Here is a 13,268-nt window from a genome sequence, read left to right on the forward strand (position 1 = left end):
GTCGCCGTCATGACCGTCCTCATCCTGGGCCTCGGCCTCCTCGGACTCTGCTACGGGGCCTCCTGGTCCACGCCCGGCAGGGTGTTCGCCGTCCTCAGCGGCGCCGAACGCTCCGTGGTGATCTCCGACTGGCGCCTGCCGCGGGTCCTGGCGGGACTGGTCTTCGGCGCCGCGCTCGGCGTCGCCGGAGCCCTCTTCCAGAACCTCACCCGCAACCCCATGGGCAGCCCCGACGTGATCGGCCTCGACGCGGGCGCCTACAGCGGCGCCCTGATCGCCATCACCGTCCTGTCCGGCACGTCCGCACAGCTGGCCGTCGGCTCGGTGATCGGCGGACTGGTCGTCGCCGCCGCGATCTACCTGCTCTCCTTCGACCGGGGCTTCTCCGGACTGCGGCTCGTCGTGATCGGCATCGCCGTCAACGCGATGGTGACCGCGTTCAACTCCTGGATCGTGCTCCGCGCCGAACTGGAGGTGGCGATCGCCGCCGTCGGCTGGAGCGCGGGCTCCCTCAACGGAGTCGGCTGGGAGGACCTGAACATCCCCTTCGCGGTGATCGGAGTCCTGCTCGCCCTGATGGCCACCCGCGCGCACGCCATGCACCAGGCGGCGCTCGGCGACGCGGTCGCCGTCACCACGGGCGTCGGGCTCGACCGGCTGCGCCTGCTGATGGTGCTGGTCGGCGTCGGCTGCACGGCCACCGTGACCGCGGTGGCGGGACCGATCGTGTTCATCGCCCTCGCGGCGCCGCAGATCGGCCGCAGGCTCGCGGGCGCGGCGGGCGTGCCGCTGCTGCCCGCCGCACTGACCGGAGCCGTCCTGCTGATGGGCGCCGACCTGATCGCCCAGATGCTGCTCGCACCCGTCGCGCTGCCCGTCGGCGTGGTGAGCACCGCGATCGGCGGTTGCTACTTGATCTGGCTGCTGACCAAGGAGGTGAGGCGCGCGTGAGCGCACGCCTGACCGCGCGGGACATCACCCTGCGCTACGGAGACCGGGTGGTGTCCACCCGGCTGAGCCTCGACGTCCCCGACGGCGCGTTCACCGCCATCGTGGGGCCCAACGGCTGTGGCAAGTCGACCCTGCTGCGCGCCCTCGTGCGACTGCTGCGCCCCCACGAGGGCAAGGTCGAACTCGACGGCCGGGAGGTCTCGGACTACCCCGCCAAGGCCCTCGCCAAGCAGCTCGGCTTCCTGCCCCAGGACCCGCAGGCCCCCGAGGACATCAAGGTCAAGCAGCTCGTGGGGCGGGGCCGCTTCCCCCACCAGTCGCTGCTCGCCCTGTGGTCGAGGCACGACGAGGAGGCCGTCGTCGAGGCGATGGTCGCCGCGGGCGTCGAGGACCTCGCCGAGAGGCAGGTCCAGGAGCTGTCCGGCGGACAGCGCCAGCGCGTCTGGATGGCCATGGTCCTCGCCCAGGAGACGCCGTACCTGCTGCTCGACGAGCCGACGTCGTTCCTGGACATCACGCACCAGTACCAGCTCCTGGGTCTGCTGGCGAAACTCCGCGACCAGGGCCGCACGGTCATCGCCGTGCTGCACGACATCAACCAGGCGTGCCGGTACGCCGACCACCTGGTGGCCATGAAGGACGGCCGCGTGATCGCCGAGGGCGTTCCCACGGACATCGTGGACGCCGCGCTGATCAAGGACGTCTTCGACCTGCCGAACGTCATCATCCCTGACCCGGTGACGGACACGCCGATGGTCGTCCCCACACTGCAAGGAGAGTGAGTTGAGCACCATCGTGTCCACGGAAGGACCGCTCGCACTGACCGGAGCCCAGCTGGGCATCTGGAACGCGCAGCGCCTCGAACCGGACTCGCCGTACTACGTGGTCGGCGACGTCGTGGAGATATCCGGCGGCGCACCGGTCGACGTGGACGCGCTGGTGGAGGCCGTCAGGGCGACCACCGAAGAGGCCGAGACCCTGCGGCTGCGGGTGTACGACACCCCCGAAGGACCGCGCCAGCGGGTCGGCGACGAGCCGGTCGAGCCGCCCCGCGTGGTCGACCTCAGGGGCGAGGCCGACCCGGCCGCGGCCGCCGAGGCCCTGGTCGAAGCCGAGCGGGCGCGGACGGGCGAGGCGTGCCGCGGCATGGTGGACCGCCCGCTCTACTCCCGTACCGTCATCAGGCTCTCCGACACCGAGGTCTGGTACACCCAGCTCGGCCACCACCTGATCTTCGACGGCTACACCGCCGCGATGCTCGCCCGCCGCACCGCGGCCCGCTACACCGCCCTGGTGCGCGGCACCGAGCCCGCGCGCTCGACCTTCGGCTCCTTCGCCGACCTCGTCGCCTCCGACCTCGCCTACCGGGCGAGCGAGAAGGCCGCCGACGACCGCGCCTACTGGGTCGAGCGCTTCACCCCGCTGCCCGACCTCGGTGACGCCGACTCGGCCGCGGGCCCGCCCGAGCGGACCCTGACCGCCCGCACGGTCGTCACCTCCGAGGAGATGGCCGCGCTCCGCGAGGCCGCCGACCGCGAGGGCGTCACCTGGGGCGAGGCGCTGATCGCCGCGTACGCCGCGTTCCTGCACCGCGTGCTCGGCCGCACCGACGTGGTGTTCGCGCTGCCCCTGATGTGCCGCACCGGCTCCACCGAACTGCGCACCCCCTCCATGGCGGTCAACGTGCTGCCGCTGCGGGTGACCGTGCGCGGCGGCGACCGGCTCGGCGACCTGGGCAAGCGCGTCGCCGCCGCCATGAAGGAGATGCGCGACCACCAGCGCTACCGGGGCGAGGACCTGCCCAGGGACATCGGCGTGCCCGGCGCGGGCGCACTGCTGCACGGGCGCGGCATCAACCTCAAGGCCTTCGACCTGACGCTGGACTTCGCCGGGGCCAAGGGCGTCATGCGCAACGTCGCGGGCGGCCCGCCCGAGGACATGGGCCTCAGCGTCCTGCCCACCCGCGACGGCGGACTGCTCCTCGGCTTCGAGGTCGACGCGCGCGGCACCGACCAGAGCGCGGTCGACGCCAAGCTCGCCGGACTGCGCGCCCTGCTCACCGGCCTCACCGCGGGCCGGGCCGTCGGCCGCGTCCCCCTCACCGACGACGTCGCCGCGCTCCTCGCGGACTGGGCGCCGGCCGCCCTGCCCGGCACCCCGGCCGACGTCCCCACCGCCCTCGACGCGATGGCCGCGGCCGGTCCCGGGCACACCGCCCTGGTGTGCGGCGACGTCCGGCTGTCCGCCGCCGCCCTCGCCGAGCGCGTCCACCGCACCGCCCGTGCGCTGCGCGCCCGCGGCATCGGCCCCGACGACGTCGTCGCCCTCGCCCTGCCGCGCTCCGCCGACACGGTGGTCGCCCTGCTCGCCGTCATGGACGCGGGCGCCGCCTTCCTGCCCCTGGACGCCGCCCACCCCGTCGAGCGGCTGCGCGAACTCGTCGCCGACACGCGCCCCGCGCTCGTCCTCACCGACGGCACGCTCGACGGACTGCCCTGGGCCGCCCTGGAGGACGAGGCGGCCGCGCACCCCGGCACCCCGCTGGAAGCCGCCGAACTGGCCGCGCCCCGCCACCCCGAGCACCTCGCCTACGTCATCCACACCTCCGGCTCCACCGGCCGCCCCAAGGGCGTGCTCGGCCGGGTCGGCGGCCTCGCCGCCCTCCTGCACCACCAGCGCGAGACCGTCGTCGCGCAGGCCGAGCGGAGCGCGGGCAGGCGGCTGCGCGCCGCCCACACCTACTCCTTCGCCTTCGACTCCGCGTTCGAGCACCTGATGTGGCTGCTGTGCGGCCACGAACTCCACGTGTACGACGCCGAGACCACCCGCGACGCCGACGAACTGCTCGCCGCCTACGCCCGCGACGGCATCGACATCGTCGACACCACCCCGTCGATGGCCGCGCCCCTGATCGACGGCGGCCTCCTCGACCTCGGCCCCACCCTGCTCGTCCTCGGCGGCGAGGCCGCACCGCCCGCCCTGTGGCAGCGCATCGCCGCGTCCGGGACCACCGGACGCAACATGTACGGCCCCACCGAGGCGACCGTCACCAGCACCGCCGCGCCCATCGCGGGCGACACCGTGACCATCGGCCACCCCCTCGCGGGCACCCGCATCCACCTCCTCGACAGCGCCCTCCAGCCCGTGCCGCACGGCACCGAGGGAGAGCTCTACCTCGCGGGACCGCACCTGGCCCGCGGCTACCTCGGCAGGCCGGGAGCGAGCGCCGAACGCTTCGTCGCCGACCCCTTCGGCGCGCCCGGCGAGCGGATGTACCGCACCGGGGACCGCGGCCGCTGGGTGCCGGGACGCGGCCTGGAATACCTGGGCCGGGGCGACGGCCAGATCAAGATCCGCGGCCACCGCGTGGAGATCGGCGAGGTCGAGGCCGCGCTCGGCGCCGTCCCCGGCGTCACCGCCGCAGCCGCGGCCGTACGCTCCTCCCGCCTCGTCGGCTACGTCGTGTCCGGCACGGCCACCGGCGACGCCGTCCGCGCCCACCTCGCCGAGCGGCTGCCCGAGCACATGGTGCCCGCCGCCGTCGTCGTCCTGGACGAACTCCCCGTCACGCCCAACGGCAAGCTCGACCGGGCCGCCCTGCCCGCGCCCGCGTCCACCGGCGGCGGACGCGCCCCGGGCACCGCGCGCGAACACCTGCTCTGCGCCGTGCTCGCCGACGTCTTCGACGTCGAACAGGTCGGCGTGGACGACGACTTCTTCACCCTCGGCGGCGACAGCATCAGCGCCATCGCCGTCAGCAGCAGGCTCCGCGCCAAGGGCCTGGAACTGCGCCCCCGCGACCTGCTCGCCCGCCGCAGCTTCGCCGCGCTCGCCGCGTCCGCGACCCTGCTGGAGGACGTACCGGAGGAACTGGACGAGCCGACGGGGCCCGTGCCCGCGCCGCCGATCGTCCGCGGCCTCCTCGACCCGCACCCGGACGTCGACACGGTCGCCGGATACGCCCAGTGGACCGCCCTGAGCATCGACGAACTCGCCCACGACGACCTCGTCCGGGGCGTGCGCACGGTCCTCGACCACCACGACGCGCTGCGCCTGAAGGCCACCGGAGCCGGACTCGAAGTCCTGCCCGAGGGTGCCGTCAGGCCCGTCGTCACCGAGGTGCGCGGCGAGGACGTCACCGCGCTCGCCCAGCGCCTCGCCGACGAACTGGACCCGCGCACCGGCGACCTGCTGCGCACCGCCCTGCTGCGCACCGCCGACGGCGCCCCCGACGGCACTCCCGACAGACTCGTCGTCGTCGTGCACCACCTCGCCATGGACGGCGTCTCCTGGCGCGTCCTGCTGCCCGACCTGCACACCGCCTGCACGGGCGGCGCCCTCGAACCCGTCGGCACCTCCTGGCGCAAGCACGCCGCGGTCCTCGCCGAACAGGGCGCGTCCGGCGCCCGACAGGGCGAACTCGACCACTGGCGCACCGCACTCGGCTCCGCGTTCCGCCTCGGCGACCGACCGCTCGACCAGAAGCAGGACACGGTCGCCACGGCACACCGCTCGGTCACCGTCGCCTCGCCCGAGACCACCGAGGCCCTGCTCACCACGCTGCCGGGCGCCTACCGCGCGGGCGTCGACGAGGTGCTGCTCGCCGCGCTCGTCCTGGCCCTGCGCGAATGGGGCGCGAGCGGCGACGCGCTGACCGTCACCATGGAGGGCCACGGCCGCGAACACCTCGACCTGGCCCGTACGGTTGGCTGGTTCACCAGCGAGTACCCGGTCCGCGTCCCCGCGCGCGGCGACGTCGGGCGCGTCCTGCGCGCCGCCAAGGAAGCCAGGCGCTCCGTCCCCGACGGCGGCATCGGCTACGGCGTCCTGCGCACCCTGGACCCGGCGGTCGACGCCGCGTTCACCACCGCCCCGCCGCCGGACGTCCTGCTCAACTACCTCGGCCGGTTCGCCGCCCTGCCCGGCACCGGCTGGCGCCTGCCCGAGCGCGACGCCTTCGCCGTGACCGAGCCCGGTGACAAGGCCCTGGAACAGGTCCTCGCGCTCAACTGCTTCGTCCACGAGGAGGGCGCGCCGCGGCTCGCCGTCGAGTGGACCGCCGCGACCGAGGTCCTCGGCGCCGACGCCGTCGCCGCCCTCCAGCACGCCTGGGAGCGCGCCCTGGCGGACCTGACGGAGCACTCCCGCCACACCACCGGCGGACTCACCCCCTCCGACCTGCCGCTGGTCGACCTCGACCAGGCCGCCATCGACGCCCTCGAAGCCACCGGCGACACCGGCCGCATCGCCGACGTCCTGCCCGCCACCCCGCTCCAGGTCGGCCTCTCCTTCCACACCATGGTCCGCGACGACCAGGACACCGACGTGTACGTCGTCCAGGCCGTCACGACCCTCGTCGGCGCGCTCGACCCGGGCCGCATGGCCGAGGCCGCGCGCGAACTCCTGCACCGCCACCCGGCCCTGCGCGTCTGCCTCGCCCACGCCGGGGACGACGTCGTCCAGGTCATCCCCGCCGACGTCTGCCTGGACTGGCGCCAGGACGACGACTTCGAACAGGCCGTGCGCACCGAGCTGGCACGGCCCTTCGACCCCGTCAGGCCGCCGCTGATCCGCTTCCTGCTGTCCCGCGTCGGCCCCGACGAGCACAAGCTGGTCATCACCAACCACCACGCCCTGCTCGACGGCTGGTCCATGCCGATCGTCGGCCGCACCCTCCTGGCCATCTACGCCGAGCTGGGCGGCGGCCCCGCCGCGCCCGTCGCCCCGCCGCTCCAGGAGTACTTCCGCTGGCTGGCGGGCCGCGACCACCAGGCGTCCCTCGCCGCGTGGCGCGACGCGCTCGCGGGCGTCGACGACGCCACGCGCCTGGCCCCCGCGAGCACCGGCACCGGCGTCGAGCGGCCCGGCCGCGTCAGCGTCGGGCTCGGCCGGGAGTTCAGCGACCGGCTGCGGGCCTTCGCCCGCGACGAGGGCATCACCCTCACCACCGTCCTCCAGACCGCCTGGGGCCTGCTGCTCGGCAGGCTCACCGGCCGCCGCGACGTCGTGTTCGGCGGCCCCGTCTCCGGGCGGCCCGCCGAGGTCGACGGCGTCGAGGCGATGATCGGCCAGCTCGGCACCACCATCCCCGTCCGCGTCCGGCACACCCAGGACCAGACCGCGCGGGACCTGATGGCGCACGTGCACGCCGAGAGCGTCGCACTCGCCGACCACCACCACGTCGGCCTGCCCGACATCCAGCGGGCCGTCGGCGTCGGCGAACTCTTCGACACCATGCTCGTGATGGAGAACTTCCCGCTCTCCAGCAGGAAGCGCACCCCCCTCGCTCCCGGCCTCGACCTCGCGGGCGTCGACATCACGGACGCCACGCACTACGCGCTGACCGTGATCGTCATCCCCGACGACGAGATCACGATCGGCCTCGGCTACCAGCCGCGCGCCTTCGCGGACGCGACCGTCCGGGACTACGGCCGCTGGCTGCACAACATCCTGCGCGAGATCGTCGCCGACCCGGCGCGCCCCGCGCTGCGGCTGCCCTCCCTCGACGCCGACGAGCGCGCGCGGATGCTGCGCACCGGCACCGAGATCGTCCCGAAGAAGGAACGCGGCCACTGGCTCGCCGAGTTCGCCGCCCAGGTGGAGAGGAAGCCCGACGCCGAGGCCCTGGTCTGCCGCGACCGCAGCCTCAGCTACGCGGAGCTGGACCGGGAGGCCAACAAGGTCGCCCACGCGCTGATCCGCAGCGGCGTACGGCCCCAGGACCCGGTCGCGGTCCTGCTCGGCCGCGACGTCGAGATGACCGTCGCCCTGTTCGGCGTGGCCAAGGCGGGCGCGGTGTACGTGCCGCTCGACCCGGCCTACCCGACCGAGCGCCTGGCGTTCATGATCGACGACATCGTCCCGGCCGCCGCCCTGACGACCGGCGCCGACGTGCCCTCCGAACGGGACGTCCCGGTCCTGCGGCTCGACGACCCGGCCACCCTGGCCTCCGTACCCGACACCGACCCGGCCGACGCGCGCGCCGGGCTGACCGACGACGCCCTCGCGTACGTCATCTACACCTCGGGAACCACCGGCCGCCCCAAGGGCGTCGGCGTCACCCACCGGGGCGTGCCCGACCTGATCGCGCTCCAGGAGGAGGTCGTCGGGGTCACCGAGCACGACCGCTACCTGCACTTCGCGTCGACCAGCTTCGACGTGGCGTTCTGGCAGACCATGGTGCCGCTGCTGTCCGGCGGCACGTCCGTCATCGCCCCCGAAGAGGTGCGCGTCCCCGGCGACGAACTCCTCGACTACATCGTCGAGCACCGCGTCACCGGCGTGAACCTGCTGCCCTCCTTCCTGGCCGCGATGCCCGACGACCGCACGGTCGCCCCCGACGTGTTCTTCGTCGTCGGCGCCGAACGCCTCGACCCCGAACTGGCCCGCCGCTGGGGCACCGGCCGCAAGGCGCTCTTCAACGCCTACGGCCCCACCGAGGTCACCATCAACTCCGTGACCTGGCACTACGACCCGGACGACGAGGGCCCCCTGCCCATCGGCCGCCCCGACCCGAACGTCCGCGCCTACGTCCTCGACGGCGGACTCCAGCCCGTGGGCACCGGCGTCACCGGCGAGCTGTACCTCGGCGGACCCAGCGTGGCCCGCGGCTACCTCGGCCGCCCGGGACTGACCTCGGAGCGCTTCGTCGCCGACCCGTTCGCCGCGCCCGGCGAGCGCATGTACCGCACCGGCGACCTGGTGCGCTGGCGCCCCGACGGACAGATCGTGTTCCTCGGCCGCGTCGACCACCAGGTGAAGGTGCGCGGCTTCCGCGTCGAGCTGGGCGAGATCGAGTCCACGCTCACCCGCCACCCCGACGTACGGGCCTGCGCGGTGATCGTCCGCGAGGACCGCCTCGTCGCCTACGTCATCCCGACCGACGGCGCCGCCCTGGACACCGCGGCCGTGCGCGCCCACCTGGCGGGCGAACTGCCCGACCACATGGTGCCCACCGCGTACGTGGAGCTCGACCGGCTGCCGCTGAGCCCCAGCGGCAAGCTCGACGCCTCCGCGCTGCCCGCCCCCGAGACGGCGGCGGCCGCACGCCGCGCACCCGCCACCGAGGCGGAGGCCGTCCTGCTCGGCGTCTTCCGGGACGTGCTGGGCACCGACGAGATCGGCCCCGACGACGACTTCTTCACCATCGGCGGCGACAGCATCGTCTCGCTCCAGGTCGTCTCGCGCGCCCGGCGCCAGGGCCTGGGCCTCACCGCACGGGACGTCTTCGAGGGCGAGACGGTCGCCGGGATCGCGGCCCGCGCCCGCACCCTGGGCGGTGCCGTCGCGCCCGCCGTGGGCGACGCGCCGCTCACCCCGATCATGCGCGACCTGCTGCGCCGCGCCGGGAACGGCGCCGACGGCTTCTGCCAGTGGGTGGAGATCAGCGTCCCCGCGGGCGGCTCCGAAACCGCCTGGCGGACCGTGCTCGACGCGCTCCTGGCCCGGCACGACGTGCTCCGCGCCCACCTGGTGGACGACGCCCTGCGGGTCCCCGAGACCGGCGCCGTCACCGGGGCCGACGTCCTGACCCGCGTCCCCGCCACGGACGACGTCCGCGCCGCGGTCGACGCCTGGACCGCGTCCGTACGCGACACGATGGACCCGCGCACCGGCCCGCTGCTGCGCGCCCTGTGGGTGGACGCGGGACCCGAGCGGCCCGGCAGGCTCGTCCTGATCGCCCACCACCTGGTGGCCGACGGCGTGTCCTGGCGCGTCCTGCTCGACGACGTCGAGCACGCCCACTCGGGCGGCGAACTCGCCCGGCACGGACAGTCGTTCGTCGGCTGGGCCCGCTCGCTGCGCGCCGCCGACCGACGGGACGAACTGGAGCACTGGCAGCGCACGACCGCCGGTGCGCGGGAGACGGCGGCCGCGCTCCTGGGCCCGCTCGACCCCGCCCGCGACACCGTGGCCACCGCCGCGCACCACGAGCTGTGGCTCGACGCCGAAGCCACCCGCGCCCTGGTCACGACCCTGCCCGCGGCCCACCGCACCACCCCCGACGCCGTGCTGCTCGGCGCGCTCGCCCGCGCGGTGCGCGACTGGCGAGGCGCCGACGAACTGCTCGTCGCGCTGGAGAGCCACGGCCGGCCCACCGAGGTCGACCTCTCCCAGACCGTCGGCTGGTTCACCGCCGTCCACCCCGTACGGCTGCACGCGGACGACGACGTGCGGGCCGTCCGCGAGCGGCTGCGCGCCCAGGGCGACGGCCTCGGCTACGGCATCCTCACCTCCGCGGGCCTGCTGGACCCGGTCGAGCCCGAGGTGGCCTGGAACTACCTGGGCCAGTTCCCCGGCGCCCCCGCCGCCGAGACGGTCTGGCAGACGCCCCCGGACGCCGACCCGCTCGGCTCCGGCGGCTCCGCCGAACTCCCGCTGCCGCACGGCCTGATGGTCAACGCCCTGGTGCGCGACGACACCCTCGGCGTCCGCATCACCTGGCCGTCCGCGCTGTGCACCACCGCCGAGATCGAGGAACTGGCCGGGCACCTGAAGGCCGCGGCCCTCGCCGTCGCCGCCGCGCCGGAGATCCACGCGCTCGGCGGGGACCGGAAGGTCGCCGAGGTCCAGCCGCTCACCCCGCTCCAGGAAGTGATGCTGCGGCACTCGCGGACCGAGCACCCCGACCCGTACACCGTCCAGTCGACGTTCTCCCTCGCGGGCGCCCTCGACACCGACGCCCTGCGCGCGGCGGGCGGCGACCTGCTGGAGCGGCACCCGAACCTGGGTGCGGTGTTCCCGGGCGACCTCGGCGTGATCCCCGAGTCGCCCCGGCCGGACTTCCGGGTGGTCGACGCTCCCGACGCGTCGGGAGGCGCCCCGGGAGCGGCCGCCGAGGGAAGCGCCGCCGAGGACGCCCTCGCGGCCGACCTGGCGGAGCCGTTCGACCTCGCGGAGGGCCCGCTGGTGCGCCTGACCGTGATCCGTCGCGGCCCCGACCTGGCCGACCTGGTCCTGACCACCCACCACGTCCTGTCCGACGGCTGGTCCGCCCCGCGCATCCTCACCGAGCTGTTCGCCCTCTACACCGCCCGGCTCACCGGCGGAGCGCCCGGCCTGCCCGCCCCCGTGCCGTTCGCTCACTACCTGAGCTGGCGCACCGACCACGAGCCCGACCTGGGCCAGTGGGCGGCCGAACTGGACGGCCTGGCCGAGGGCGACCACCTGCTGGGCGGCCTGCCCGAGGGCGCCGCCCCCGGAGAGGCCTGGCAGCGGCCCGAACTCATCAAGTTCGACGCGGCCGTCGTCGCCGACCTCACGCGCCTCGCCGCCCGGCGCGGCCTGACCCTCAACACCCTGGTGCAGGGCGCCTGGTCGGTGCTCCTCGCGCGCCGCTCCGGCCGCGCGGACGTCTGCTTCGGCGCCATGGTCGCCTGCCGCCCGCCGGAGGTGGAGGGCGTCGAGGAGATCATCGGTCTGCTCGCCAACACCGTTCCCGTACGGGCCAGGCTCGCCGGCACCCTCGCCGAGACGCTGACCGACCTCCAGGCGCGCCAGCGCGCCCTGGTCGAGCAGCAGCACGTGGCCCTGCCCGACCTGGAGCGGCTGACCGGACGGCGCAGGCTCTTCGACAGCCTCGTGGTGTTCGAGAACTACCCCGTCGACCCGGACCGGCTGCGCGAACCCGCCCCCGGCCTCACGGTCGTGGGGACCAGGTTCCGCGAGTCCACCCACCACCCGGTGACCCTCACGGTCATGCCGGAGGGCGACGGCTGGACGGGCGTGCTCGCCCACCGCGCGGGCGTGGACACCACCGGGCTCGCCGCCGAACTCCTCGACCTGCTGCGCACGCTGGGCGACCGCATGGACGAGGCCGTACTGGACCTGGTGGAGCGCCGATGAGCGAGAAGCCGACGGGGGCGCGGGCCGAGACGCCCGCCCCGCCCCCCGCCAAGGTCGACCCCGCGCTGCTGCGGATCGCGTTCATCCTCGTCCTCGGCACCTTCATGGCCACCGTGGACGCGACGATCGTCAGCGTCGGCATCGACACCCTGACCGAGGAGTTCGGCGCGACCGTCGCCGAGATCCAGTGGGTCTCCACCGCCTACCTCCTGGCGGTGGTGGCCGCCGTGCCCGCGTCCGGCTGGCTCGCCGGCCGCTTCGGCGGACGCCGCACCTGGCTCGTGGCCGTGGGCGTGTTCCTGCTGGGTTCGGTGCTGTGCGCACTGGCCTGGTCGGCGACCAGCCTGATCGTGTTCCGGGTGGTCCAGGGCCTCGGCGGCGGCATGCTCCCCGCGACCGGACAGGCGCTGCTCGCCCGGATCGCGGGCAAGGAGCGCACCGGCCGCGTCATCAGCATCGTCTCGGTCGTGCCGCTGCTCTCACCGGTGCTCGGCCCGCTGGTCGGCGGCACCATCCTGGGCGTGGCGCCCTGGCCGTGGCTGTTCCTGGTGAACCTGCCGATCGGCGCCGCCGCGATCCTCCTGGCGCGCCGCCACGTCCCCGTGGTGCCGCCCGCCTCCCAGAAGACGGCGTTCGACCTGCGCGGCGCCCTGCTCCTCTCGCCGGGCCTCGCGGTGCTGGTGTACGGCCTGACCGAGGTCGCCCACGACCGGATGCTCCCGGCGGCGATCGGCATCACGGCGGGAGCGGCGATGCTGGTCGGGTTCACCGTGCACGGCCTGCGCACCAGCGGTACGCCGCTGGTGGACCCGCGCCTGTTCACCAGGCCGCCCTTCGGGGCGGCGGCGCTCGCGCTGCTCGTCCTGGGCGCTTCGGTGTTCGGCACGATGTTCCTGCTGCCGCTGTACTTCCAGACGGGCCGCGACCTCTCGGCCCTGGAGGCCGGACTGATGCTCGCGCCGCAGGGCCTGGGCGCCGCGGCCGGATCGGTCCTGGTCAACCGGACCATCGACAAGGTCGCGCCGAGGACCCTGGTGGTGACCGGCATCGGGCTGATCCTGCTGGGCACGGTCCCCTTCACCCAGCTCGGCCACGACCTCCCGGACGCGGCGGTCGTCGCCGCGCTCGCGGTGCGGGGCGTCGGGATGGCGATGATCGGCGCGCCGGTCATGAACATCGTCTACAGCCGCATCGAGCCCGCCCAGCTGCCGCGCGCGGCCGGGGCGCTCAACCTGCTGAACACGGTGGGCGGTTCGGTCGGCACGGCGACGCTGGCCGTGGTCCTGCAGAGCCGCCTCGACGTGCGGGGCGCGGACGTGTCGCAGGCCTTCGCCGACACCTTCTGGTGGGTGGTGGGCTTCTGCCTGCTGGCGGCGGCGGGGGCGACGCGGCTGCCGCGGACGCACGCGGGGAAGTGACGGCGAAGTGACGGCGGCCCCCGGGCCCGGCCCCGTGCGGGCCGGGCCCGGGGG

Annotated in this window: 4 protein-coding genes; all 4 read left to right on the forward strand. The window is 74.8% G+C overall.

The window, feature by feature from the left end; all coding sequences use genetic code 11:
• Positions 1-9 precede the first annotated feature (9 nt).
• Genes ACIBNE_RS03190 through ACIBNE_RS03205 form a run of 4 tightly spaced genes read left to right on the forward strand, consistent with a single transcriptional unit; the run spans position 10 to position 13,214 of the window.
• Positions 10-951, forward strand: a complete 942-nt coding sequence (locus ACIBNE_RS03190; RefSeq protein ID WP_399270039.1) for a FecCD family ABC transporter permease — start codon at positions 10-12, stop codon at positions 949-951.
• Entirely contained in the window at positions 948-1,733 is a 786-nt protein-coding gene (locus ACIBNE_RS03195) for an ABC transporter ATP-binding protein (RefSeq protein ID WP_399268912.1), read from the forward strand. Before ACIBNE_RS03190 ends, ACIBNE_RS03195 begins: the two co-directional genes overlap by 4 nt.
• Before the next feature lies 1 nt (position 1,734).
• The gene (locus ACIBNE_RS03200) at positions 1,735-11,796 is read left to right on the forward strand and encodes an amino acid adenylation domain-containing protein (protein WP_399268914.1); all 10,062 of its coding nucleotides are present in this window, start codon (positions 1,735-1,737) and stop codon (positions 11,794-11,796) included.
• Positions 11,793-13,214 carry an MDR family MFS transporter gene (locus tag ACIBNE_RS03205; RefSeq protein WP_399268916.1) on the forward strand — a complete coding sequence of 474 codons (1,422 nt, stop codon included), beginning with the start codon at positions 11,793-11,795 and terminating at the stop codon, positions 13,212-13,214. Before ACIBNE_RS03200 ends, ACIBNE_RS03205 begins: the two co-directional genes overlap by 4 nt.
• Positions 13,215-13,268: the final 54 nt, after the last annotated feature.

Source organism: Streptomyces sp. NPDC050504 (genome assembly GCF_044458065.1).
Classification (GTDB): domain Bacteria; phylum Actinomycetota; class Actinomycetes; order Streptomycetales; family Streptomycetaceae; genus Streptomyces.